A 25,321-nucleotide genomic window follows, 5' to 3' on the forward strand; every position below is an offset into this window, starting at 1 on the left:
CAAATTTGCTGGGCTGACAAGGGGCGAGGTTGCACCTATCCGCAATCAATTATGACGAACGCCAACTAGGCATAATTAACATAAATCCAGCCTTTCCTAACCAGCCATTTCTCAACTTCCACGGCAACAAACACTACCACAGGCAAGACAAAACAAAGCGCCAATTCCCCCATGGATAAGGGAGCCGTTCTAAAAATAGGATTCAGAAATGGCAGGTAAATCACGGCTAACTGTAAAGCTACCGTAATTGCCACGGCCCCAAGCAGCCATGGGTTACTCAAAAGGCCCTGGGTAAAGAGGGATTCTTTCTCCGAACGAATAGCCAGCACATGAGCCAATTGACAGAAAGTCAAGACAGTAAAAACCATGGTTTGCCAGTGGGCGGTGCCACTATGATAAGCCCAAGCTTGGGCCAAGAGAGATAATCCGCCAATCAGCAGACCCACCCAAAGCATATGCTGCCACATGCCATGGGCGAAAATACTTTCATTGGGGGGACGGGGAGGACGCCGCATAATTCCCCGTTCCTGAGGTTCTGCGGAAAGGGCCAGGCCGGGCAGACCATCCGTCACCAAGTTGATCCAAAGAATTTGGATGGGCACCAAAGGCAAGGGCAAGCCCAGAAAGGGAGCAAGGAACAAAGTCCAGATTTCTCCTGAATTACTGGTCATCGTATATCTGACAAATTTGCGGATATTATCAAAGATACGGCGTCCCTCCCGCACCGCACTCACGATGGTGGCAAAATTGTCATCGAGCAACACCATATCGGCCGCCTCTCGGGCCACATCGGTTCCCTTCCGACCCATGGCCACTCCGATTCCGGCCCTTTTTAAAGCAGGCGCATCATTGACGCCATCACCGGTCATGGCTACAAACTCTCCTTGATCTTGCAACGCCTTCACAATCCGGATCTTTTGCTCCGGGGTGACCCGCGCATACGTTCTTATTTGCCTCACCTGATGGGCAAAATCTTGGGCTGGGATTTGCGCCAAATCTTGGCCCTTGATCACCAAGCCATCTTCCTTATCAATCCCCAATCGAATAGCAATAGCCCGTGCAGTTCCTGGATGATCTCCCGTAATCATTACCGGAGTAATGCCAGCCAAGATGCAATCAGCCACCGCCCTAGGGGCTTCTTTACGAGGAGGATCAATTAAGGCCACCAACCCCAGAAAGACGAGATCCTTTTCCAGGATTTCAGGTGCCCATTCCGTCGGGATGTTTTCAAGGAACCGGTATGCCATGGCAAGCACTCGATATCCTTGCTCCGCAAGGCGTTCTGCTTCCCTAAGCAGAGTTCCTCTATCTACTACGGTAATCTCATCAGCCATTTGCATCCGGGAGCAACGGGACAAGATTTTCTCTGGCGCTCCCTTGATAAAGGCAATCGCTTCGCGCTCTGAGACTCGGTGCACAGTCATCATCCGCTTACGTTCGGAATCAAAAGGGATATCGCCTATACGGGGTAATTTCTTTTCCAGGGACTGCCGCTTATAACCCGCCCTATGGGCTGCCTGATAAAGGGCGACCTCCGTGGGATCTCCTCGTACGCCCTGCTCTTTATCAGACACTACCTCATTACAGAGAGCCAAGGCTTGGCCTAGCCGATTCCAAGGAGGAGATTCGGAAGCCATCGGTGGAATTTCACTTTGATACTCGCCAGCTACCCAAAAACCCTCTGCAGTCATCCTGTTTTCAGTAAGCGTGCCGGTCTTATCAGTGCAAATATAGGTCACCGAACCAAGCGTTTCCACGGCGGGCAAACGACGAATTAAAGCATTACGCCGACTCATCTTACGGGCCCCCATAGCCAGAGACACAGTGACAACCGCAGGTAAAGCTTCCGGGATGGCCGCCACCGCTAGGCTCACTGCAGTTAGAAACATCAAGACCCCTTCTTCGCCCCGCAGCAGGCCAGTGACAAAAATGATCCCGCAAACCATAAGCACGCCAACAGCTAGCCTCTGCCCAAAGTGAGCCAAACGTTGCTGGAGAGGCGTTTTAACGGCTTCCTCTTGCTGTAACAGGGTGGCGATCTGACCCAACTCAGTCTCCATACCGGTCGCCACCACTACACCTGTAGCGCGTCCATGGCTGACGAACGTTCCCTTATAAGCCATATTAAAACGGTCCCCCAAGGGGGCTTCATTTTCGCTCAGAGCTTCGGGGATTTTCTGAATGGCTTGAGACTCGCCCGTAAGCGCCGCCTCATCGATTCTGAGATTCGATGTTTTCAAAAGGCGAAGATCCGCCGGGACCACATTACCCGCTTCTAGCAACACAATATCGCCCGGCGCTAACTCAGTAGCCGGTATGGTTTGAATTTCCCCATTTCGGCACACTTGGGCATCAGGCGCCGCCATCCTTCTCAGAGCAGCAACTGCTCGTTCCGCGCGATATTCCTGAATAGCGCCAACGATAGCATTCAGTACCACAATCACTACAATTGCAATGGCATCCCGAGGTTCACCGACAATACCCGAAACGACCGCTGCCACGATCAGGACGATAACCATAAAGTCTCTGAACTGACCTAAAATCATGCGCCATACAGAACGCCGAGCAGCTTCTTGGATAGCGTTTTTGCCGTGAGCTACCAGCCTTTCCCTGACCGTTTCCAAGGCCAATCCCCGCTCTGGATGAGTGCCTAATCGCTGCAAAACTTCCTCTGAGTCTCGGGTATGCCAGCATTGCCCTTCTAAAGCATCATTATTCATAATAAGTAAAAGCTAGATATAGCGTTACCAAATGGATGCCGCCGCCAATCCCCATTCCAAACTATTCCGAATAAAGTAATGAGCAAGGGTGATTGGGTGGTGGACGATAGGAGAGTGATCGTAGAATATAAAATAAAAAAGGGGGACCTCAAACTACATCAAGCAGAGCTCCTCAACGAGGTTAACAACCTTTCTCTGCTAACGGGCAGATCGTCACTTTCTTCTGCACACTAACCTCCCCCATGCAGGTAGGGATGAAACCGCTTATCCGCATTAAAAAAATTTTTTCTACCCCGCTCTCCTTAATTTACGATTAAAACCTTCTCGGTAGCATTCTATCTTGCTGGTTTTATCTTTCTAAGATCCTTGTTTTTGTTTATAGTGGGGTTAACGCTTTTCATTCTTATATTTCCTGGGATGCTTCTACCGCAATTTTCTTTTTGTTCCGATACTGCCTTTACCTTCTCCAGCTCGGTATATAATTGCCTTAATTCAGCACAAAGCTCATCTATAAGATCCTCGTTTTTAGTCATTTCTTCCTCCTTGTTCTCTATTTTCCAGCACCACGCTAGCTAGAAATCTAAAAAAAACTATATTTTTATATTCGATTGCAAATAGAGCGATATTAAATGGATAGCATAAATAACCACAGAAATAAACTTCTAAGATTGTTTCCGGCCCCGGTAGAATCCGTAACGCTAAAGGGGCTTTATCTCAATCAGCAATTACATAAATTAGGAACATCTTCACAACCCTTTGTCTATAGTAATTTTATCACTAGTCTGGAGGGCCGGATTTCATTAGAACACCCACAGAAGAAAACGTTTGTTGTTCCAAAAGCAATTGCTAACCCCCGTGATTGGCGCTTATTTCAAGAATTAGCCGCCCAAGCAGATGTGCTGCTTACCAGCGGCCGTTACATTCGTCAGCTCGCCCAGAATATAGCCCAGGATATCCTGCCAATCAGCGAGCAACCTGCTTATGCAGATCTTATCCAATGGCGCCAGTCGCAAGGCCTTGCTCCCCAGCCCGCCATTGTAATAGTGAGTGATAGCTTGAATATTCCTATTCCCGAGACATTGTTAAATGCTAATCGCCCCCTTTATGTTGCCACTGGCTCAGAAGCAAACTGGCTCCGGGCCCAGGAACTCAAAGCGAAAGGAATTCAGGTAATTATGGCAGGTACGGGATTGCTCGTGGAAGGTCAAAAGCTGATCGCGGCGCTGGGACAAGAAGGATTTACCACCATTTATTCAGTTGCTGGCCCTGGCGTTTTAAAAACATTATTAGCGGCTCAAAGGCTTGATCGCCTCTATCTAACCCATGCTCTGAGAATACTAGGCGGGGAACCTTTTGACATTTTGGTGGAAGGCGAACAGCTTGACCCACCCGCGGACTTCAAGCTCCATTCCCTTTACTACGATGCGGTAGAGGAGGAAAAACCTGGTCAGATATTCGGCGTTTACGAATCCGTGGTTAGCAAGATGCCAGGAGACAAAGGCTAAAAAAGTATCCTCTTCCCCCCTAACCCCTTACCATTCCACCACTGCTTTGAGAGGAAGATGATCGGAGGCCACCCGCGCCAGCGAGGAAGTCTCTACTTCCATGGCTAATAAACGTTGGTAGCCGTGGAGCCAAATCCGATCAAGCGTAAGGATGGGATAGTAAGCAGGAAAAGAAGGAAGATTCGAAAAACGGCCAAATTCACCCCGTAGCCGATGCAAGCTCCGGCTCCAAGGCCACCACTCGTTGAAATCTCCCATGAGCACCGTACGCTCTCCATCTGGGGTAAGCCCCAAGCCGAGTAGCTGCTGAACTTGAAAGCTGCGTTCTCGCGCACTCAGTCCTAAATGGGTGGCTACTACCCGTATTTTTTGCCCTTGCCATTTGAGATCTACATCAATAGCCCCCCGCGGCTCGCGCCGAGGGATGCTTAGTTCATGGCGCTGAATCTTAAGCAATTCCGCGTGCGTTAATAAGGCATTACCATAACGCAGTGAACGCCGTAGAAATATTGGCCCAGGAATAGCCATTAACCCAGTTTGATGAGCAAGATAATCCAGCAAATCTTGACCCTTTACCGAGCGATGTTCAACTTCTTGCAAAGCAAGCACATCGGCCTTGAGGGAACGGATTACAGAAGCTGTCCGGGCAGGATCGAAACGGCGGTCCGTGCCAATACAACTACTGATGTTATAAGTCACAAACCGCATTAAATATTAGTCTTTAGGTTTTTTCTTTTCTTTCGTCTTTCTCCCGCCGCAGCCAATACCTCCCAAAAGTGGTAATAGCAAGCAGCAAGAAACCCAATAAAATCACAAAAACAAAACTGAGTATCCCAGGCTTATGCAAGGCAGCTATTAAACCCTCGACAAAGAAAACCATAATAAATATTCCAGGCGCCATCCCAAGCAGCGAGCCAATGAAATAATCCCGAATTTTAATGTGGGAGGCACCAGCTACAAAATTGATTATAGTAAACGGCGCCAACGGTACCACCCGAAAAAAGATTACAGCCAGAATTCCCTGCTGGGATAACTTCTCGCTAAGCCAATGAATACGCCAGCCAACCCATTGACGCACGATATTTTTTCCCACTGCATAACCAACAGCATAAGTTGCCAAAGCTGCGCTCAGAGCCCCCATCAGCGCATATATAAATCCTGTCACCGGACCGAATATCAAAGCGGTTGCCACAATCATTGCGGACAAGGGAAAAACAATCAGGCTTCCGAGGACAAACCCCATCATCACCCCCACGCCTCCTAGCGGGCTGGCGGCCAAGCCTTGCGCCCAAACTGCTAATTGTTCAGGCTCTAACCACTCTGACAGCGGAGTCCAGCACCAAGCCAACCCTAGGCCAAGCAGTAATATTATGAATATTCCCAGGAAAGCTAATTTACGCTGTCTTATTGAGCGATTGGAATTATTGGTTGGGATCTGATGTTTGGAGCCAATAAGAATTTTTGAAACCAAATATAACATCCTCCCGATATAGCTATCTTAACGTGAGTTAATCTCACTCCCTTAGTCACGATGAGACTAAGTTGCGACGAGTAGGTTCAAATGGCAGCAGAAAATTTATTCAAAGTTTCACCATAACAAACAGGAATATTTAACCTGGCTTCCACACCTGTTCACCACAGTAGCCAGGCGGTGACAAAGTAAAGCAATAGGGTTACCCCTGCTACGCTCAAGGCATAGGGAAGCTGGGTTTGAACGTGCTCGAGATGATCACAGCCTGCTGCTAATGAAGAAATAAGGGTAGTATCAGAAATGGGAGAACAGTGATCGCCGAAAACTCCACCCCCCAAAAGAGCAGACAGAATAAAGGCCGGGGGTAACTCGGCAGCCTGGGCAAGAGGTAAAGTAATTGGAATCATTATCCCAAACGTACCCCATGAGGTGCCCGTGGTAAAAGAGATCAGCCCTGCTACGATAAAAACTAATACTGGAATAAAGGGAGGAGGTAGTGACGGTTCTACTATTTGAGCCACGAATTCCCCCGTTCCCAGAACGCCCATGCTAGCGCTCAAAGCAAGAGCCAACAATACTGTGGTGACTACCGGCAAGAGTTTCCCCATTCCCTCAAAGCCTAACGTAATAAGCTTCTGATGGGAATAAACTCTATCTTTAAGTAATAAAATATAGGCCACTAGAGTAGCCAAAGCCGTGCCCCAAAAGATGGCGCTTGATCCTGAACCTGCCAACAAATCGCCATTCCCGGTATAGCCGAGGAAGAACAAAACGGCACTCACCATAATCAGCAGCGGCAACCACATGTACCTTGCCCTCGTAGGGGCAATATGTTCTTCTTCAAGATCTTCTTCCCGGCGCGTTTCTGAATACTGTAGCGGCCCATAAACGCGATGTGTGATGGCGGTATAAAAAACCAAAGCTAAGGTAATAATGGCATAAAAATTAAGTGGTATACTCATTACTAAAATAGCAATAGGCTCAGCAAATCCCTGCTCCGTCAACAACCCCAGTAAATAGGCACCCCACCCATTGAGTAATATCAAGATAGACACTGGCGCACAAGTCGAATCCACAAAGTAAGCTAGTCGGGCGCGGCTCATCTGAAACTTATCGAATAATGGCCGTGACAGTATCCCCGCAACCAGCATACTCATATTACTCTCGATAAAAATAACGATTCCTATGAAAGCAGTGAGGAGTCCCACACGGCGTGGTGTCTGCGTAAAACCCGCGCTAGTTAGCACTTGAACACAAGCGCTGACTCCACCTGACTGATTCATATAAACCAATAACGCTCCCACTAGTATACTGAACAGCAGAATTTGGGTATTACTCTCGCTTTGAAATACAGCGGTAATACGCTCTAATAATCCGATAAACCCCAGAACAGGATTATTTCCAGCGAGCAAGATTTCGGAAAAATATAGAGCTACTAGCAGAGAGAGAATAACTTCCCTTTTCCATATTCCTATTAAAATCGCTGCCAATGCGGGGAGTAAAGTTATCCAGCCCACAACATCCTCTAAAAAAAGAAGATAAATAAAACAAACTGTTACCTATATCGCGTGTTCTTCTTCAGGTGGCGGTGTCTGCTCTAGGGATCGGAATAAATCCTGTAATTCTTTCGCAAAGCCTTCCAGCTGTTTTTGAATTTCAGGAAGTTCCGCTTTTAGTTTCTCTTCGATAGACTTTAACTCACGCTGGACCTTGGGCAAGGATCGTTGTAATTCGTCGAGAGATTGACCAATTTTGTTTGAAAACTGTTCAGTCATAGCTCCAAAATTTTCTAATGCCTGTGCTAGTTCACTCGCCTCAGAGAGCATTTTTACGGTCTCATCATAGCGCACCTTCCAACGACCGTTTTCCTTGGCGAGCACAGTGTCAAGGGGTACGGTCACCGGACGTTCATTGCTTACAGTCACAGTAGTTTCAACCCAAGATTTCTCTCCATCAATAACAATTTTACCTAATTTGAAATTAGTAATAGGCAACAAAGAAGATATTAAATCTTCTTTGTTTAAGGATTCTGTTAAAACATATTTTCGCATGGTTTCAACATCATTCTCTTTTACCGCTGTCCAAAACTTTTCAGCTACTTCATAGGAAGATAACTTTTCAGCACAAGCGCCAAGCGTAGTCACTAAGCATAACGCCAATAGCAATGTAAAAAAAATCGCTTTTTTCATATTAAAATTCCATAAGTAATAAATTGCCATCTATTTTCTATAATGACTCAAGATTAATATCCTGTATCTCTATTCTTGCCAAGCCTTTGTGCCAAATTACTCTCCCAATATTTACCCATGGCCGATTTATATTCTTATTACGCAGATTCCTTTCCCAATGCACAGGAACATCTATTCTCTTCATTTTTATGATAAATTCAGTATCTTGTAAATCCAGATCTATCTTCTTACCCCAAAAAGCAGTCATTTTTTTAATAAATTTATAAAGACGCCTTTGCTCTATATGGGGAGTCACTGCCACATTTGCCCACATAGACTGAACTCTTCCCCAGTTTGGCGCAACTAACCTTCCTTCCTCGTTCACAAATGGAAGCCATTGCTCCTGTCCCTGGCTGTTTTTGTAGGTGAGCGCCAAAATGTGGTTATAACCATGAAAATGATCATGCATATAAAGCGCATGGGGTGTTATTCCTAGAAAGGCATGAGATAGAAACAATACTGCATTGCTTATCGGCGATAAAATCTGGCCGATCTCGCTTTCTGCTCCATCCTCGTTGAGGCGATAAAATATCCCATAGTGAATCGTACTATTTAACTGCAAAAGCATGATCAATACTAAAAACTTGGTAATCCGATTAGAGCGTTGTTTTTTTGTTCCAGCATAATATTCGTAGCTTCTTTTGAAGCTATATGCCTCCTGTAGGGAATTTTCTGAAGAAACAAAGCAGCTCTCATCGCAGGTAAGACGAGCACGCTGATCAGCAATTCGCCGATATATTTTTTTCCCAAAATGATAAACCCCTGGAATTCTTATAAAAATTCCTGCAAGAGCAGGATATTTCATTTTCAATAAAATTTGCAGGTAGGCGTCTATACCTACGTACAGATGTCCTTTTTGATCGAGAGCATAAATGTCTTTTAGCAATTGTTCTTCAGAAATGTTATTCAGTTCAGGATATTTTTTTGCACGCTTTTGCAGTCCTTCAAAATTGATAGCTTTAAAAATATCAAAATGCTCTATAATAATTCTGGTGCGATTGCAAAGCGGGCATTGTTGATCATAGAAAACAACCAATTGTGGCGACTTAAACTGTAATGTTTTCTTTAAGCCCTGCCACCATGAAAAAGGGACCATCAAAAAGTAATAAACCAGCATTCCGAAGCCAAAAGGATAAATATTAAGGGATAAAATAATACCGCTATGGAGAGAGATCCCCGTAATCATCAAAGGCACGCGAAAAGACCGGAGATAAAAAGTAAAAATAAAAATAAATTCAAAAACTATAATCAAATAACCAATAAATTTTTGCAGGAATTCTTGATTCAGGAACCACGTCATATCGATCGCGGAAATATAATAAGGCATCGTCAAAGGTAACCATGCGCCTAATCCATTACGCCAATGCTCCGCAAATAATTTATGAACAGCCGAATCAAAGTAAATGAGTCCTAAAGAGATAGCGAGAGGAAGATAATAGCTAAGAACAGAAACGGTACTAACAGGATCGTGGTGCAATTCCGATTTCAGAAATTTAAGTCTTACTCTAAGATTGTCTAAGGAGAATGCTCTTTCCGTGGGCAAGAAAATAAGAAGAAAACTCGATCCGATCATAAACTGATCAAAACCCCCATCAAAATCTCGCCACATAGGGGTAAAGGCGGTAAAGATGACCCAAAAAAAATAATTGACAATAGCGGCGAGACGCGTATGGTAACCCGTAGTTAAAAAAAGGGTATTAATGCCCCATAAAATCAAGAAAAAATAAATGGAAGGCGAAGCGACATCAATAAAAGGAATAGTATCAAAAATAAGATGGCGGAAATAATAGAGAAAAACAATTTCTTGAAGAATAACTAAACCCAAGAAAATACGAAAAACGCCAAGCCCTAACGCCGGCACCTGTTTTTCAAGTCCAATTTTGACGAGACTGAATACTTTTTGATACATTAATTTTATTAACCCCGATAGCGCTCTAAAAAATAATTTTTTGTTTAATTCAAGTTTAGAAAATTATCATCCGCCCTAGTTTTATGGTAAGTAACGAAAAAACCATGTCATAAAGTTTAATTGACTAACGGTAAAAGAGATTCAGGCCATTCTTTGGAGAAAAAAAAACCTGAATACAACTGATTCTAAAGAAAATTAAGCTTTTCTTTGGTCTCCTTGCCATCCGGCCCTGTTAAAGAAAGCTCCACACATTCCTATATACATTTCCTTAATTGCCTTCTATAACTTAAATATTATATTGCATAATAAGCAATACATGCTTCTCGTATCCATTAATGACGAAGAGCTTTCATTTACTCCCTGGCTTTATCCATGCAAAATCCTATCTTTGAAGAAACCCCCAGGGGTATGGATGAATCGGATAAAGAGGCTAACGAGCATTAAAATACAAACGAACAATTCAAGGATAATACTATGAGCGTGACAAGTTCTATTGCGCACAAATCAAAGGAAGGCGCTCGCCGCCTGGCCTGGCTATACCGTCCCCGAACTTGGAAAGAGAAAGGGCTTCTCTGGACAATTGGCCTTGCCTTAGCTACCTATATGGTCATCGTGGTGATTCTAGGCATCCTCTGGTCGTTTGAACCAGAAGTTTTCGACGGCCGCACTCATACCCAAGAAGTTGCCGCCGTATTTGCTAAAGACATTGCTGACGAAATGGACTTGCCCCAAAGCAAACGGAAGGAGTTGCCCGCCGGCTTTATTGCCACGAGCACGGCAATTCACGTCGCTAGAACTTTGTTGGAAAAACCAGGCGGTTATCTTAGCAACGATGTTTTCCCTCCCGGCGTCTATCTGGATAATATTCCCAATTGGGAATTCGGCGTATTAGTCCAGTTACGGGATTTTGTGCGCAATCTGCGCAACGATTTTTCCCGCGCCCAGACCCAGTCCCTTGAGGACAAGGATTTGCAGATTGCCGATCCCCAGTTTAATTTCAACTCGGAATCCTGGATACTCCCCACCACGGAAAGCCAATACCGGAAAGGCAACAAGGCATTGCTCAGTTATTTAAAGCGTCTCTCGGACGACAAAAAAAATGATGGCCACTTCTTTGTCCGCTCCGATAACCTGCGCTCCTACCTGGAAGTGGTGGAAAAACGGCTGGGGGGATTAACCCAACGCTTAATAGCCGCCGTGGGCGAAGTGCAATTCAATGTTAACCTGGCGGGGGAACGGCAAGGCCGCTCAGCCAAGCCCGAGCCCCGCGAGGTCCGGGTCAAGACCTCGTGGTGGGAAATCGACGATGTATTTTATGAAGCCCGTGGCTCTGCCTGGGCTCTTGTTCACTTTCTTCATGCCTTGCGGATCGAGTTCGAGCATGTCCTCCAGGATAAAAACGCCGAGGTTAGCTTGGCACAGGTTATTCGTAGCCTAGAAAATTCCCAGAAAACTCTCTGGAGTCCAATGATACTCAACGGCGATGGTTTCGGCACGTTGGCTAACCACTCTCTAGTGATGGCCTCCTATTTAGCCGCAGCTAACGCCGCGCTTATCGATCTCCGCAATCTGTTAAAGCAAGGTTAAGGATGAGCTACTCATAGAGAAATTCCTTTCCCAAGAATAATAGGTAGCGCCGGGGGAAAAATTCCAAGCAGGCGCTACCTGCAATTTTAAGAACCTCCAATCAGTTAGATTACCCCCGGCAAAGCCGGGGGCTTACCCTATAAGCTACCGATTGAATGACCGCTAAAGCCGTTTACCGGCGATGGTTGGGATCTTATCAGTGCGGGTTTCCACTTTCAGATAACTGATTAGCCGGACGGCGCCTTCTTGGTGCAGCGTCTCATGTATTTTCCTGATAACGCTGAGGATGTCCTCTAGCTCCCCTTCGATATTTGTTCCCGAGGCATGCGTCTCCAAAATAAAATCATGCTCTTGGAGTATCTCAATCACACGGGAAATCTCTGGCCTAACGGAGATCTCGCTCCCTATCGGAATCATTTGTAATTCAGCCGTTGCTCTCATCAGCTAATATCCCATCCTATTATGGTTGCCAAGGTCGTTTACCCTAGCTTTGCCAGGATAAACGAGCCTTCAATAAACGCGGTTAGACCAGCAGGCGCTACCAGCGCAGTACCACGTAATGTTGCATATTACCTGAACGAATCAGCAACAAAGCACGCTTATCATCCTGGCTTTCCTGCATGGCACGATTGAATTCCTTCGCACTATGGATCGGCTTGCGGTTGATCTGGAGAATCACGTTACCCACCCTGATCCCCGCCATGGCGGCGATGGAGCCACGCTCAACCCCAGTAACAACCACACCTTCACCCGCCTTGGCATCAAATTGTCTTGCCAGCTCCGGAGTCAAAGTCTGAACCGCCAACCCCAATTCTTCCGCGCTCTGGGTAGGCCCTTCGGCAAGGGTCTGCTCTTGGCTGAGTTCACCAATAGTAATTTTTACCTTCTGCCGCTTACCATCGCGGATAATAGTAAGGGTCTCACGGCTACCGGGCGCGGTGAGCGCAACTCGATTACGGAAACCGCCAATATCTTTAACCGGCTTATCCTGGTAACCGACAATCACATCCCCTTGCTTGAGCCCCGCCTTTTTTGCAGGCGAGTCCTCCGATACCTGGGCAACGAGAATACCCTGGGACTGTTCCATATTGAAGGATTCCGCCAGCTCCGCCGTCAGGGGCTGAATGACAATTCCCAGATAACCCCGGGTCACCTCGCCCGTTTCAATGAGTTGATTGGCAATAGCCTTGGCTAATTTGCTGGGAATGGCGAATCCTATGCCCATATAGCCCCCGCTCCGGCTGAAGATAGCGGTATTGACGCCCACCACTTCGCCGTTCAGATTTACCAGGGGACCACCGGAATTGCCAGGATTGATAGCGGCATCCGTTTGAATAAAATCCTCATAATCGCTGATGCCTAAGCTGGTGCGGCCCGTGGCGCTCACCACGCCCACGGTCAGGGTATGGCTCAAGCCAAAGGGGTTACCCATGGCTATTACCCATTCCCCTACTTGAAGCTTGGAAGAATCTCCCCATTCCAGGGCTGGAAGACCGCCAACGGTAATCTCAATAACCGCGATATCCGATTTGGGATCGGTCCCAACAATTTCACCCTCGAACTCGCGATCATCTTGAAATTGGACCCGAATCTTGTCAGCGTCTTCCACTACATGGCTGTTAGTAAGAATATAAGTCTTGTCCGACAGCAAGCCCTTTTTCGATGAAAAAATGAAGCCTGATCCCTGGCCGATGGCACGGCGCTGGCCTTTTGGCGCCTCGCCCCGGGGCGAAAAGGGCTCGCCAAAAAAGCGCCTGAAAAACTCATCGCCAAAGGGTGGAGGAAACGCCCGCGAACCACGTTCCTCACGGATACTCTCCACCTGGATGAAAACCACTGATGGTGATACTTCACGGGCCACGGCGGCAAAGGCCTTACCCGTCTGGCGCAGACTCTCAACGCCACCTTCCTCAAGGGCCTGTGCTGGCAATGCAAAAAGCGCCGCTAGCAATAACAAAATCATCCGATATCTATGCATTGTTCAATTCCCTAAAAACATATACTTGTGGTTTATTGTAGGAGCATTTAACATTTTTATCATTCCTTTACCTCCGCTGTATCCAACTCTGCTTCGGCAGAAACATTACCCTCGGCGGTTTCCTTGGGCGTCTCCTTCGTCTTAGCCTGCACCAGATTTTCCCGTCCTATCTTTTTAATCGGCTCTAACGTGAACGCGGCAACTTTAAAATAGGGTTCCCAATCAGAACGCTTGAGTAGATAATAGTCCTCTTCCTCGGGCTTGAAGAAGCGATAGATCAGAGGATCGCCAGACTTGCGGGCCAGTTTAATCTCCAGCTCAGGCTCAGCTTGCTGATACTCCGACTCCGCCTCGGAATCCAACAGAGACTGGATACGGAGATCGGCCAGCTTGTCCACCAAAGCACGGGCTTCTTCCCTCTTGGTTTCCTCCTGAGCATCCAGATCCGCTACCTTTAACGCTTCGCCATCCCGTTCCAGGACAAAACCCGGCATTTCCACTCGAGTTACCTGATCCCCATCCAACTTGAGAATATCCTTGTTAATCCAGTCGTCGGCCTTAGCATTAGCCTCCCAGGTATTGAAAGCTACCGCGTAAACCGCTTCTTCCTCTGCGGGCCGAACATGGACCTTGCGAAATCCAGGCGAAGTGCCCACATAGAGCACCGTCTCGGCCTCATCCTTTCCCAGCAGCGTCAGCTTGCGTTCAAAAACATTCTGGTCCACCTTAAAGCGCTTAGCCGCCCCTGCGGTAGTCGCCACTGGCCAGCCCTTCTCCAACACGGCAAGTTCATCTAACAGCCGCTCCACGGCATCCTGGTCAGCCGGAAAGTTCCCGCTTTCCGGCAACCACCATTGGCCATCTTGTTGCTTGAGCAGCAGGCTATTCTGCCCATCTTCAATCCGCAAACCTTCCACTGCCTTGACATCGAAAGCGAGTAGCGGCTCTTGTGGCTCAAAGGCATCGTAATTCTCCCCCATGAGGTTGACCGCTACCGCCAAAACCAGTTGGGCTAATAGCAGACCGCTTAAAATGGTAATCCACTTTTTCATGTGTCTTCTCTCCCCTTATCTGGTTTCACTCAGTATTTCCGCATAGCGCTGCTGAGCCTGCCGATTAGCCCGTCTGCGAAACAGCCAAACCAGTAGCAGCCCCAACAGGGCGAGACCATAGTTAAGGTACTCCCAGAATACTTGAGCCTCCCGCTCCAGGGGATAAAGCGTACGCGAGAATTGGGCTCGGCCACGAATAGCGAGCAAACCCCGATCTTCCAAGGACCAATCAATGGCGTTCTCCGTCAGTTCGACGGGTTTGAGATAACGAGTACCCAACCCAGCGGCAGCCAAGTCCAGCATTTCGTCGCTTAGGAAACTGTTGGAACCAAATAGAATAATGCGGGCCGACTCAGGCGAACGTTCAATCACCCGCGTAATCACCGGCTCCGGCTTCTCTTCGCTCTGGGCCTCATCCTTTTGAGTATCCGCCGCCGACTCCTCCTTCGCTGCATCCGGCTCTTCTTCCGCAGCCATCAAAGGCGAAGGCTTATTCTTGAAAAAGGAATCAAAACGGCCTTCCACCGCTACCCCCAACAACTGCCTGCCCGGGTTCTCACCAACGGGAAAGCCCAGCTGGCCGTGGGCACGGAAATCAGGCTGGATATTAAGGCTATCGGAGATCCAGGATTGCTCTGAACTCTCCAGCAGGGGAGTAACCTCACGTTTCTCATTTTTCTGCGCATCTATGGTAATGGGAGAAGCCCAGGTTAGCGTGACCTGGTTGAGACCAGCAGTGATGCCATTATCCTGAGGCATACCGTCGCTGCGGATATCCACAAAGTAGGGATAATCCACCAACTGTGTCTCCTGCACCACAAAGCCTCCAATGTTGCGCTCTACTGGAATGGGGAAGGCCGCATTTTGTGGGTCGAGCACCATTTGTTCTTCAAACACCAAGCCCTGATAGGCTAACCAGTCTTTCAGCCCTGAGCTGTGAGGCTTGGCGGCCAATGCCTGCTGGGTATCGACTTTAAAGGGCGCCATAGCCATTATCACGGTACCGCCGCGCATCAAAAATTGGTCCACGGCAAACAATTGTTTCTCATCCAGCGTCTCCGGAGCCGCTAGCAGTAACAAATCAGCATCCAAGGGCGCCTGTCCATCCTTAAGATCGGCCGTGATGACATTGTGTTCTTCCGCTAAAGTGTCTCGCAACAAACTGAAGCGCTTACCGCCTCCGCCCATCATGCCAAACTGAGGCAGAGAGGGCGTTGCGGGCGGTGTATGCAAGGCCACCGTCTTCAGAAAACCTTGGGAGAAACGTTTGAGCGCAGCATTGAGACTGCGTTCAAGCCCTGCCTTTTTAAATTCTTCTGGCAGGGGTACCTGGATGATGCGCTCCCCTCCTTCAAGGGTCATATAAAACCAAAAGGTATTGCTATCAAGCAAACTGGCAGCCATGGGACGAAAGCCAAATTCACTCTCAATTTGCTGGGCAAGAGCGCCCCCCTCAGCATCCGGATCGCGGATATCAACGGTTAACTTGCCTCCTGACTCCCGTTGCAATTCATCCAGTACTGTATCCAAGTCCTGACGGAGCGTCTGGAGCACTTCCGGCAGTTTTTCATTCCCTGAGATATACCCCTTGAAGCGCACTGGATAGGGAATATTTCCGAATAAATTGCCAGCGCTTTGGTAAGCATAGAGCACCTTTTTGATAGCTTGAGTCAGGTCGTACTCGGGATTACCTAAATCCACGCTGAGATCATTCTGGCTTTGTGCCTTGACCTCGATAAGATCCTGAAAATCTAATACCTGATGCTGATCGCCGTACTGAATCAGGATATCGAAGTAAGAGTTGACCACCGAGGATTGATATTTACTTGCAAACTGGAAGGGTACCGGCTTAATACCGTACTTTTCGTTGGCCTCCCGTTCCAGTTCCGGATGCTCCCGGGGATCTATAAACTCCACCCGCAACCGGCCTTCGCCAGCCACCGCATACTCTTCCAGCAAATCGCGCAGGCGCGGCACCAGGGGTGCCAACAAGGGATGGGTTTGGGCGCTAAAATAGCCACGAATCAGCATGGGTTCTCGCAGCTGCGTCAGGTAACCCCGAGTTGCTTCGGAGATGGAATAGACGTTGCCTTCGGTCACATCCGCCCGGACCCCGCCCAAAGGCGCAAGCCACAGGTTAGCGGCCAGAAAATTGGCCGCGAACAGCCCGGTTATCAGGCCCCAGCGCCGATGGGTGGCGTTAGTAGGGTTGCCTGCCCACCGCAACCACTCCAAGGCAAAAACATTGAGGGTGAGAAATACCCCGACTAGGCTCAAATAATAGTAAAGATCGCGCAGATCGATAACGCCCCGGGTAATAGAGTCAAAGCGTGAACCGGAACCCAACAATTGCAGAAACTCCGAGACCCGATTGCCGAACAACCCCGTTAAAGCCTCGGAACCTAGCAAATAAAAAACGCCGCAGACCACCGTGGTCAAGATCAAGCTCACGATCTGATTCGGCGAGCGGGCGCTCACGAATAATCCGATGGCCCCATAGGCCGCCGCCAGAAACAGGGTAGCCACATAGCCCCCCAATACCGGCCCCCAATCCAGGGGACCAAGAAAGCTTACGGTCAAGGGCAACGGCAAGGTGAGCAGCAATGCCACCGCCACCAGTCCTAAGCAGGCGAGAAACTTACCGAGTACGAACTGATAACTCTTCACCGGTGTGGCCAGCAAAAATTCCAGCGTACCCGTACGCCGCTCCTCCGACCACATCCGCATTGTGATGGCGGCTACCAGGAAAATCAGCAATAATGGCATCCATTCAAAAAGGGGCCGCACATCGGCAATATTGCGGGCAAAGAAAGTTTCCACCCAGAAAAAAACAAACAGGATTACTGCCAGAAAAGCACCGAGAAAAATAAAGGCGGTAGGCGAGGAGAAAAAGCCGGCGAATTCCTTACGGGCGATTCTCAATATACTTCCCATCCTAGTTACCTCCCATCCTGAGCTGAAATTTCACCAAAGAGGGTTTCCAAATTCCGGCTCTCGGGTTGCAAAGCGTAGAGCTTCCAGCCTGCAGTCGCGATCTGGCTAGCCACCCGGGGCGCGGTAACAGCCAGCTCGTCCTGGCCAACCAGATCCAGCGCGTAGCGATGGCCCGGCCCTCCTTCCTCCATCCGCTCCACCGATTGAATGCCCTTCACTGATTTGAGCACACCAAGAGCTCGCTCCGGTCCGGCGTCAACGGCTACCAATAACCGTCTACCCGCCTGCAGTTCATCCATGGTAGCATCCAGTGCCTTACGGCCATTACGGATAATAATGACCCGATCACAGATGGCCTGAACTTCCTGAAGGATGTGGGTAGAAAGAATAACCGTGGCCCGTTTCGCCAGGGTACGGATCAACGCCCGCATATGCTGCACCTGGGTAGGGTCCAAACCGTTCGTAGGCTCGTCAAGAATAAGCAGGCGGGGAGTATGCAAAATCGCTTGCGCCACCCCAACCCGCTGGCGATAACCTCTGGAAAGGGTGCCGATAGTATCCGCCGCCTTAAGGGATAGCTCGGTACTAGCGATGGCTTCCCTGATCTTCTTGTCCCGCTCTCCCGTTGGAACCCCATGCAGGGAAGCCGAATAATCCAAATAGTCGATGACCGTCATTTCGGGATAAAGTGGATCGTTCTCTGGCAGATAGCCAATGCGGCTTTGAACGGCTTCCCGGCAGGTAGCAATATCCAAACCATCTATTTCAATGGAACCGCTGGTGGGCTCCAAATAGCCGGTCAGCATTTTCATGATGGTGGTTTTACCCGCCCCATTGTGGCCCAGCAAGCCGACGATTTCCCCTTGGCCAATTTGGAAGGACACTTGATCGACCGCGACCAAGTCGCCATAAGTTCTCGTCACCGATTCTACTCGGATCATCAAAGCGCTCCTCTTTGTATTACTTAAGACATTAATTCTTAGAAGATTAAACTGATGGTCTGGCTTTCTCAACGGAATAGCCTGAAAGGACTCGGCCCCCGCGGCCAGAATACGCCCCATTGGCGGCTATTTCTCATCCATCCCAGGGCCTGGCTCTGCCAGCCGACGGGTTTGACATTCTCCACTGCGTCAAAGTTTCTAGGGCAGATCAAATTTAAACGATAGATTGTTAAGCGCTCGATTTATCAATCAGACTTGCTTCTAGCTTCCCAGGAAAGAGGTAGGTAGTATGATTTTCCCTGCCTTATCTTGGACTTGGAAGCACGTAGGGTGGGATGCGCTCCGCTTCCCCGCCCTACCCTGACTCTTAAGCGCCTAAGTAGATTGATTAATGAGTCATCGCCAAGGTAGACTAGTAAAGAAGTACACGAAATATATTTTTAGAAAATGGCTCATCAAAAAGTAGCCGCCCACTTAAGGAGAAATAATGCATTATCTAGGGATTATTTTATTATTCATTGTGGCCTTTCGGACACCTTCTTACTTATGGGGATGAATCCGCCATACATTTAGAAACGGTCAGGAATTTCAGTTGCGGTTCGTTCTAGGAGGGAGTAAGCATGGCAAAATCAAGCATAAAGTTATATAAGTCTTTTTTACTGGGCGCTGCCGCCCTTCTCCTGGGAACGGCATCGGCCCAAGGGGCCCAATGGCGTCCCCTGTGCCCGGAAGAGGTCTCCTGCGTCAATCCTCAAATTTTTATTAATTCTAATTCCTTAGGCCGGTCGGAGTTGCTGGCCCCCGCCTTGGCCCCCCTGGTGAGAACGGATAGCGCGTGGTTGCAGTATTCCGATCAATTCGAGCCTGATCCCCTGCAACTGCGTCCACGAGGGGTCTTTCGACTTCATCCCCCCCAAACGGCCCTGGAGATCCTGCTGCCCCTTAAGGATTCTCCCCCGGCAACCCCCGACCCCGATCTGGGCTCCTCGGACCTGGAGGAGGTCTTTGATCCACCTAATATTCAGCCCACTTACCTGAATGTGTCCGATTTTAACGCCATGGAGGCCGAGGATGGCAGTACCCTGGTTTTTGGCCTGTATGGGATGCTGCGGTTATCCCCCGAGGGTGGGCTCATCGACGCCCTTAATTGGTCCGGCCGCAGCGTGCTGGGTCTGAACAATGCCGCCTTCACCGGCCCGCCGATTAGAGTGCAGGATTCCCTTTTTGTAGGGATTCGGGGTCCCGCCCAGCAGTTTATTTATCACAGTGAGGATGATGGCCTGACCTGGCAGGAGGAGGTGGCGAGTAATCGTCTTGGGGACGATCGCTATAACCTGCTGGCCAATCCGGAAGGCACCGGCTTGTGGGCGATTATCTCCGAGTTTTTTGACCGCCCGGCGGAACTGCGGGAATCCCTGGATTTAGGCGCCACCTGGAACCGAGTAGACAATGGCAGTTTCCCAGCCCATACAGTGCGGGTGGTCCATGATCCGGGCGATCCCCAGGTGGCCTACGCCCTCTCGGCGCAAGGCTTATACCGGAGCCAGGATCGGGGGGTATCCTGGCACTTGACCGCCTTACAGGAGCCGGTCCATGGGCTGGTTTTTGTACCCCAAAAGGCGCCTTTGCCACCGCTGCTGGTGGCGGGCACCGACACAGGCGTTAAAATCAGTCCAGAGCCGTTCGGTACTTGGGAAGCCTTGAGCAATGGTCTGCTGGCTATTCCCCATACGGTGGTCTATACGGACGGCCTGCTGATAGGCGTCAGCGCTGCCGGCTATTTTGTTTGCCCCCAGGCCGATTGCTTTGGGGAGAGTCAAGCCGTGCCAGCCGAAGAGGCGCGGGGCGAAGTGACCGTGACGGAATTTTTCAATGTCGATTTAGGCCATTATTTCATGACGGCCTCCCCAGAGGACGTTGCTATCATTGAGGCCGGCGGAGCAGGGCCCGGCTGGGAACGTACCGGTCATACCTTTAAAGCCTGGAGTAATTTAGGCAGTGACGTGGGGGTGTATCTCTGCCGTTTCTATGGCTCCGTCTCCCCCGGCCCCAACAGCCATTTCTTTACCGCCTCTCCCCAGGAGTGTGGTTTTTTGCTGGACCTGCAAGCCCAAACGCCCCCCACCGTGCCCCGCTGGAACTTCGAGGGCGATGCCTTTATGGCCATCCCCGCCCAGGGCAAGGGGGACGCGCAGCATTGTCCGGAGGCATTCGTTCCCGTCTACCGGGCCTATAACAATGGCTTTGCCCGAGGAGAGGAGAGTAACCACCGCTTTGTGACCGACCGGACCTTGCTCACGCCCTTATTAGACCAAGGCTGGGTAGATGAAGGCATTGCGTTCTGCGTGCCACCCCAATCCCAATAAAAGCCAACAGGAGGTATTCTATCCTTGGGAACAGGGACGCTCCCGCCCTTTATCCTGGCCACTCTGATAAGGGCTAGATAATACGGTTTCCTTTCAAATGTACCTGTGAACTTTTTCTTTAGTTTTCCCAGTCTAATTTTTGAAAACCTGCTAGCACCAATCAAGGTAGATGCCAATTCGTAGTTAGTGTGTTAATTGGGCGTTTAGATCTTGGATCACTTCCAATAACCGCTCTTTTATCCGAATTGATGTCTTCTCGCTAATGCCCGCGGGTCCTCTAAGCAATGCCCCTTTTTCCTGATAGCCGATAAAAGATATTCCAGTGCTAAAATCTTCAACCCATTACTCGGCGGTATCAGTTTTCAAGGATACTGAAGTAATGCCTTTAATTTTGCTAAAGCCTGCAAAGCTAAACGCAAAAAACTCATAATAAACTACTAGAGCTATCTAACATTGCGGAATATTGATAACCCAGCGCATCAAGGCTAAAAATTCCAGGAAGCAAAATGAAAATAAGGAACAATAGATGTGAAAAGAAAGCATCTGGAGAGAAGGCGAATAAGCATTCATCACAAAGAGACATCTCCGCACCCGCCCCCATTGAAATTGGGCCTACCGTCGGGGGCGACCCTTTTGCTTATATTCTGGCGCGCCGTCTCAAGCGGCGCACCCTGCTAAAAGGTGCAGGGTTGGTAGCAGCCTCCCCCGTGCTAGCCTGGGCCTCTTCCCTCTTGGCCTTAGAACAAGTTCCAGCAGATTCTGAGTCAGGGTTACAGTTTAAAGCGGTTACCGGCAGCGGCGCTGATCGAGTGATCGTGCCCAAGGGCTACCAGGCCCAGGTGCTCCTTTCCTGGGGAAAAGCCCTATTCCCGGAAGTGCCGGATCTAGACCTCCAACATTTGGAAACGCTGTTAACTCCCCATGGGGCAGCGCTTCAGGGGAAGCAGTTTGGCTATAATTGCGATTTCAATAGTTTTTTTCCCCTATTTCAGCGGCACTCTTCCCAGCGGGGATTATTGGCAACCAACCATGAATTCACCTCCGAAGCCCTTATTTTCTCCGATTGGCCGGGCTATGACGATCCCAAGCGAGCCGATTTTGTGCGCAAATTTCCGGCGATGGTCGCCGCCATGAAAGCCGCCCACGGGGTATCGATTGCCGAAGTAATTAAGCGTAATAGCCAATGGCATTTCACGCAGGATTCTCCCTTTAACCGCCGGATTACGGGGGAGACTCCCATGGAACTGACCGGTCCCGCCGCCGGGCATGATTTACTGCAAACTGCCGCCGACCCTTCCGGTAAAACAGTTTTAGGCACTTTGAATAATTGCGCTGGGGGCAAAACCCCATGGGGAACTTTGCTGACCTGCGAAGAAAATTTTGATCAATACTTCGGCAATCTGGAGGGCTTGGAAAGTCTAGCGGCGGAAGAAAGTCCAAACCAGGCAAAATTAAAGAAATACGCGACGCTTCATGGGCGTTTGTCCCCGCCAAGAGAACTGAGCCCCCGGGGTTGGGAATTGGTGGATAAGCGCTTTGACGTGGCTGAAAATCCCACCGAGGCATTCCGTTTTGGCTGGGTAGTTGAAATTGATCCTTACCGCCCCGAATTTACTCCCAAGAAAAGAACCGCTCTGGGCCGATTTAAGCACGAAGGGGCTAATGTGGTGGTAGGACCAGAGGGCCGGGTTGCTGTTTACTCCGGCGATGATACGAAATTTGAATATATCTATAAATTCGTGAGCACCGAGGCTTATGATCCCAAGGATCGCGCCCATAATTTAACTCTCCTGGATAAGGGAACGCTCTATGTCGCCCGCTTTAAGGAGAATGGCTCAGGGGAATGGCTGCCCTTGGTGTTTGGACATGAACCCCTCGACAAAGACCATGGCTTTGCCAGTCAAGCGGAAGTTTTGATTAACACGCGGCGGGCAGCCGATCTCCTCGGGGCGACTCCCATGGACCGGCCTGAAGATATTGAAGCTAATCCGGTAAATGGCAAAATTTACGCGGCGCTGACCAATAATACTTTGCGCGGTCTGGAGCTGGAAACGCTCAATGGCCGCCAGATAGTGGGGTCAGTGGATGGCGCAAATCCCCGCGGGCCCAATAAAATGGGTCATATCCTTGAAATGACCGAGGATTCCGATGATCCCGCTGCCCTTACTTTTAGTTGGGAGGTTTTCATTCTTTGCGGCAATCCATCTGATCCGGCGGCTAAGTTCTTGACTTCCCTGACTGATTCCGTGGTAGGTCCCCAGGATACCTATTTTGGGGGGTATACCTCTGCTGCCCGGATTAGTCCCCTCGCCTCTCCTGATAACTTGGCCTTTGACCAGATAGGAAATCTTTGGATTGCCACGGATGGCAAAACCCATGGGTTAAACTTGACAGAGCCTATTAATAACGGCCTTTATGCTGCGCCAACCGCAGGTAAGGAGCGAGGGCGGGTGCGCCAGTTTCTGAGCGGCCCCAAGGGGTGCGAAGTATGCGGACCAGAATTTACGCCGGATAACCAGGCACTTTTTGTCAGCATTCAGCACCCGGGAGAGGGCGGCACCCTGAGGCAGCCGCTTAGCGACTGGCCGGGGGGCCACGGCCGGCCGCCGCAGCCCAGCGTTATCGTAGTGACTAAGACTGATGGGGGCAAGGTTGGAGACTAACAACCATCTTGAAAAAAAACTCCTAAATAAATGAAAGAACTATTCTCCAAAACGAGCATAGCTAAAGTTAGGTGCGCGACGGCTATGGCCTATAGAAAACACGATAGATACGACCTCCCTGATCATCACTAATATAAAGGGAGCCCTCCGGACCTTCGGCAACACCCACTGGTCGATGCTCGGCAGCGCGGGGAGTCTTATGTTGACCGGCAAAACCCTCGGCAAATACCTCCCATTCGCCCGTGGGTTCCTTTCCCTTGAAAGGAACAAAAACAACCTTATAACCCCCCTGGGGCAATGGCGCCCGGTTCCAGGAACCATGGAAGGCAATAAAAGCCCCGCCCCGATACCGTTCTGGGAACTGTTCGCCAGAATAAAAGAGGAGCCCATTAGGTGCCCAATGGGCGGGCAAGGCCAGCAGCGGATCTTGTTTTTTCTGGCAGCGATCCACGGTTTTTCCATCTCCGCCATACTCGGGGGCCAGAACTTTCTGGTTAAGGGCGGGATCATGATAGCAGTAGGGCCAACCAAAATCGTTATTTTCCTGGATGCGCACCAACTCCTCCGAGGGTTTTTCTGCATTCTGGCTATCATTGAAGTGAGGCCACAAACTTAGCTGATCGCGGCCATGAATGACGCCGTACAACTGGCCATCCTGGGGGCGTAAAGCTAAAGCGACCGTATTACGAAGCCCTGTGGCAAAACGGCTACCATCTTGCTGGGCTTGGTTGGGTTGGCCGGCCTCAAAACGCCAGATTCCAGCACGGGTAACAAGTTCATCGCAAGGCTCCTTTCCCGGTGAGCCGGCGGTGCGGTCCTGTTTCTGGCAGGCGTTGGAGGGCGAACCGATATTGACATAAAGCTTGCCTTCAGGACTAAAAGCGATACTTTTAGCTCGATGGCTAGCAGCGGCAGGGAGCTTTTCAACGATAGTCTCGGCGGGCCCCGCCGGTTCTAAATCTCCACTACGCCAAGGATAGCGCACGATTTTTTCGTGAGTCGCGAAATAAAGGTAACCATCATAAAATTCCACATCATCGCCAGGACCACTGCCAAAACGCTTTTTTAAATCGGCAACACCGTCGCCTGTGGTATCTCGTAGCGCCAACACACCCCCTGGCGATGCCTTGGTTGCGCCAATAGCGACGAAGACATCGCCATTGGGGGCCACTGTCAAATGGCGGGCCTTCCCTACTTTATCCGCCACCATAAGGACACAAAAACCCTTAGGCAGAGTAAGCCCTTCATTTTCTGAGTCGCAAACCTGTTGCGCCAGAGTGATAGAAGAGAAAGAGAACCAAAAGAATAGTATCCATACGCCCCAAGCCAGGGCGTTATTGCGTGGTTTTGCCATAGGTCTGCTCCAAGAATGTCTCCACTATATATTTGGCCGGGACAACACTGATAATGGATAGTCCAACAAAATAATAGGCTGGAGACTAAAAAATTGCTACTTCCAAGCGGAGAAAGATAGACGCCAAGCAGTATCCTTAGAATACGAGTGTTCTCATTGGTTGAATAGGTTTTTCTGCTTCGAGCAGCTGTTTCAGACTGTAAACCACGCTTTTACTCCCTGCTTTCACAGAAGAAGCAATCACATTTTCAAAGGGTCTCATAAAGAATTCCAGCTTCAATTCGAAAGTAAAGTGGATACGGGTTGCTTCATTCACTGGCTCGAAATCGTAAAGCGCCCGGTAATGGAAATTTGAAGAGCTTTCAAACCCTATTCGCTGTAAGGGCTGATACTCAGTTACCTGAAAAATCGACTCTGTCCGACGCCCCTTATCTATGCGCACCTGCCTGGCCATAGTTCCCATCCTTACTGGGCCGCTGGTTATCTTCTCCAGCTCCATCACTTCGGGGGACCATTTGGGGTAATTCTCGAAAAAATCAGCAGAGACGTACCGAAAAGCATCATCCACTGGGCAATCAATGAGAATGCTTGATTGGACTTTAATCATTGCTTT

The 25,321-nt window shown here is 49.4% G+C and carries 18 protein-coding genes; 4 read left to right on the forward strand and 14 right to left on the reverse strand.

The genetic code is table 11. The features are described 5' to 3' along the window. Nucleotides 1–65 precede the first annotated feature (65 nt). Together NOC_RS11395 and NOC_RS11400 are read right to left on the reverse strand one after the other, a co-directional pair. Complete coding sequence (locus NOC_RS11395) at nucleotides 66–2,720, reverse strand: cation-translocating P-type ATPase (RefSeq protein WP_002811100.1); 2,655 nt, start codon at nucleotides 2,718–2,720, stop codon at nucleotides 66–68. 335 nt (nucleotides 2,721–3,055) lie between these two features. Further along, entirely contained in the window at nucleotides 3,056–3,253 is a 198-nt protein-coding gene (locus NOC_RS11400; RefSeq protein WP_002811582.1) for a hypothetical protein, read from the reverse strand. A 96-nt stretch (nucleotides 3,254–3,349) separates the two neighbouring features. On the opposite strand from NOC_RS11400, the gene NOC_RS11405 reads away from it, so the two are divergent. Further along, entirely contained in the window at nucleotides 3,350–4,225 is an 876-nt protein-coding gene (locus NOC_RS11405) for a RibD family protein (RefSeq protein ID WP_002811093.1), read from the forward strand. A gap of 27 nt (nucleotides 4,226–4,252) precedes the next feature. Here the strand turns inward: NOC_RS11405 and NOC_RS11410 are convergent, their stop codons facing one another. The 5 genes from NOC_RS11410 to NOC_RS11430 all read right to left on the reverse strand — a co-directional run bounded on the left by NOC_RS11410 (nucleotide 4,253) and on the right by NOC_RS11430 (nucleotide 9,833). Continuing rightward, on the reverse strand, nucleotides 4,253–4,933 hold the full coding sequence (locus tag NOC_RS11410; protein WP_002809444.1) for an endonuclease/exonuclease/phosphatase family protein: 681 nt from the start codon (nucleotides 4,931–4,933) through the stop codon (nucleotides 4,253–4,255). Nucleotides 4,934–4,946: 13 nt separating this feature from the next. Continuing rightward, on the reverse strand, nucleotides 4,947–5,705 hold the full coding sequence (locus NOC_RS11415; RefSeq protein ID WP_002808814.1) for a TVP38/TMEM64 family protein: 759 nt from the start codon (nucleotides 5,703–5,705) through the stop codon (nucleotides 4,947–4,949). Between the two features lie 152 nt (nucleotides 5,706–5,857). Then, a complete protein-coding gene (locus tag NOC_RS11420; protein WP_002810367.1) occupies nucleotides 5,858–7,213 on the reverse strand; it encodes a Na+/H+ antiporter NhaC family protein in 1,356 nt (451 codons plus the stop codon). A 42-nt stretch (nucleotides 7,214–7,255) separates the two neighbouring features. Continuing rightward, nucleotides 7,256–7,885, reverse strand: a complete 630-nt coding sequence (locus NOC_RS11425) for a hypothetical protein (protein ID WP_244859961.1) — start codon at nucleotides 7,883–7,885, stop codon at nucleotides 7,256–7,258. 37 nt (nucleotides 7,886–7,922) lie between these two features. After that, nucleotides 7,923–9,833, reverse strand: coding sequence for a DCC1-like thiol-disulfide oxidoreductase family protein (locus tag NOC_RS11430; protein ID WP_002810144.1), 1,911 nt, complete (start codon nucleotides 9,831–9,833; stop codon nucleotides 7,923–7,925). 474 nt (nucleotides 9,834–10,307) lie between these two features. Between NOC_RS11430 and NOC_RS11435 the strand changes: the two genes are divergently transcribed. Then, nucleotides 10,308–11,420, forward strand: coding sequence for a DUF2333 family protein (locus NOC_RS11435; RefSeq protein ID WP_002810943.1), 1,113 nt, complete (start codon nucleotides 10,308–10,310; stop codon nucleotides 11,418–11,420). Between the two features lie 162 nt (nucleotides 11,421–11,582). On the opposite strand, the gene NOC_RS11440 is transcribed toward NOC_RS11435, so the two are convergent. The 5 genes from NOC_RS11440 to NOC_RS11460 form a co-directional block, all read right to left on the reverse strand. Continuing rightward, a complete protein-coding gene (locus tag NOC_RS11440; protein ID WP_011330869.1) occupies nucleotides 11,583–11,861 on the reverse strand; it encodes an MTH1187 family thiamine-binding protein in 279 nt (92 codons plus the stop codon). A 97-nt stretch (nucleotides 11,862–11,958) separates the two neighbouring features. Further along, a complete protein-coding gene (locus NOC_RS11445; RefSeq protein WP_011330870.1) occupies nucleotides 11,959–13,398 on the reverse strand; it encodes a DegQ family serine endoprotease in 1,440 nt (479 codons plus the stop codon). A 59-nt stretch (nucleotides 13,399–13,457) separates the two neighbouring features. Then, a complete protein-coding gene (locus tag NOC_RS11450; protein WP_002811190.1) occupies nucleotides 13,458–14,450 on the reverse strand; it encodes a DUF4340 domain-containing protein in 993 nt (330 codons plus the stop codon). Between the two features lie 15 nt (nucleotides 14,451–14,465). Next, nucleotides 14,466–17,384 carry a Gldg family protein gene (locus NOC_RS11455; RefSeq protein WP_002810358.1) on the reverse strand — a complete coding sequence of 973 codons (2,919 nt, stop codon included), beginning with the start codon at nucleotides 17,382–17,384 and terminating at the stop codon, nucleotides 14,466–14,468. Between the two features lie 5 nt (nucleotides 17,385–17,389). Next, nucleotides 17,390–18,325, reverse strand: a complete 936-nt coding sequence (locus NOC_RS11460; protein ID WP_011330871.1) for an ABC transporter ATP-binding protein — start codon at nucleotides 18,323–18,325, stop codon at nucleotides 17,390–17,392. Nucleotides 18,326–18,945: 620 nt separating this feature from the next. On the opposite strand from NOC_RS11460, the gene NOC_RS11465 reads away from it, so the two are divergent. Both NOC_RS11465 and NOC_RS11470 read left to right on the forward strand, forming a co-directional pair. Continuing rightward, on the forward strand, nucleotides 18,946–20,691 hold the full coding sequence (locus NOC_RS11465; protein ID WP_002808699.1) for a hypothetical protein: 1,746 nt from the start codon (nucleotides 18,946–18,948) through the stop codon (nucleotides 20,689–20,691). Between the two features lie 506 nt (nucleotides 20,692–21,197). Beyond that, nucleotides 21,198–23,354 carry a PhoX family protein gene (locus tag NOC_RS11470; protein ID WP_002811528.1) on the forward strand — a complete coding sequence of 719 codons (2,157 nt, stop codon included), beginning with the start codon at nucleotides 21,198–21,200 and terminating at the stop codon, nucleotides 23,352–23,354. A gap of 82 nt (nucleotides 23,355–23,436) precedes the next feature. Here NOC_RS11470 and NOC_RS11475 read toward each other — a convergent pair whose 3' ends face one another. Continuing rightward, nucleotides 23,437–24,708, reverse strand: coding sequence for a PQQ-dependent sugar dehydrogenase (locus NOC_RS11475; protein WP_011330872.1), 1,272 nt, complete (start codon nucleotides 24,706–24,708; stop codon nucleotides 23,437–23,439). Nucleotides 24,709–24,844: 136 nt separating this feature from the next. Continuing rightward, nucleotides 24,845–25,315: an SRPBCC family protein gene (locus NOC_RS11480; RefSeq protein WP_011330873.1), complete on the reverse strand. Its 471-nt coding sequence runs from the start codon at nucleotides 25,313–25,315 to the stop codon at nucleotides 24,845–24,847. Nucleotides 25,316–25,321: the final 6 nt, after the last annotated feature.

Source organism: Nitrosococcus oceani ATCC 19707, assembly GCF_000012805.1.
GTDB classification, from domain to species: Bacteria; Pseudomonadota; Gammaproteobacteria; order Nitrosococcales; family Nitrosococcaceae; genus Nitrosococcus; species Nitrosococcus oceani.

Coding starts and splice junctions, on each gene's coding strand:
- NOC_RS11440 (WP_011330869.1), bottom strand. CDS start 11,861: ATGAGAGCAACGGCTGAATTACAAATGATTCCGATAGGGAGCGAGATC.
- NOC_RS11465 (WP_002808699.1), top strand. CDS start 18,946: ATGGCAAAATCAAGCATAAAGTTATATAAGTCTTTTTTACTGGGCGCT.
- NOC_RS11475 (WP_011330872.1), bottom strand. CDS start 24,708: ATGGCAAAACCACGCAATAACGCCCTGGCTTGGGGCGTATGGATACTA.
- NOC_RS11410 (WP_002809444.1), bottom strand. CDS start 4,933: ATGCGGTTTGTGACTTATAACATCAGTAGTTGTATTGGCACGGACCGC.
- NOC_RS11430 (WP_002810144.1), bottom strand. CDS start 9,833: ATGTATCAAAAAGTATTCAGTCTCGTCAAAATTGGACTTGAAAAACAG.
- NOC_RS11395 (WP_002811100.1), bottom strand. CDS start 2,720: ATGAATAATGATGCTTTAGAAGGGCAATGCTGGCATACCCGAGACTCA.
- NOC_RS11435 (WP_002810943.1), top strand. CDS start 10,308: ATGAGCGTGACAAGTTCTATTGCGCACAAATCAAAGGAAGGCGCTCGC.
- NOC_RS11470 (WP_002811528.1), top strand. CDS start 21,198: ATGAAAATAAGGAACAATAGATGTGAAAAGAAAGCATCTGGAGAGAAG.
- NOC_RS11405 (WP_002811093.1), top strand. CDS start 3,350: ATGGATAGCATAAATAACCACAGAAATAAACTTCTAAGATTGTTTCCG.
- NOC_RS11445 (WP_011330870.1), bottom strand. CDS start 13,398: ATGCATAGATATCGGATGATTTTGTTATTGCTAGCGGCGCTTTTTGCA.
- NOC_RS11425 (WP_244859961.1), bottom strand. CDS start 7,885: ATGAAAAAAGCGATTTTTTTTACATTGCTATTGGCGTTATGCTTAGTG.
- NOC_RS11455 (WP_002810358.1), bottom strand. CDS start 17,384: ATGGGAAGTATATTGAGAATCGCCCGTAAGGAATTCGCCGGCTTTTTC.
- NOC_RS11480 (WP_011330873.1), bottom strand. CDS start 25,315: ATGATTAAAGTCCAATCAAGCATTCTCATTGATTGCCCAGTGGATGAT.
- NOC_RS11400 (WP_002811582.1), bottom strand. CDS start 3,253: ATGACTAAAAACGAGGATCTTATAGATGAGCTTTGTGCTGAATTAAGG.
- NOC_RS11450 (WP_002811190.1), bottom strand. CDS start 14,450: ATGAAAAAGTGGATTACCATTTTAAGCGGTCTGCTATTAGCCCAACTG.
- NOC_RS11460 (WP_011330871.1), bottom strand. CDS start 18,325: ATGATCCGAGTAGAATCGGTGACGAGAACTTATGGCGACTTGGTCGCG.
- NOC_RS11415 (WP_002808814.1), bottom strand. CDS start 5,705: ATGTTATATTTGGTTTCAAAAATTCTTATTGGCTCCAAACATCAGATC.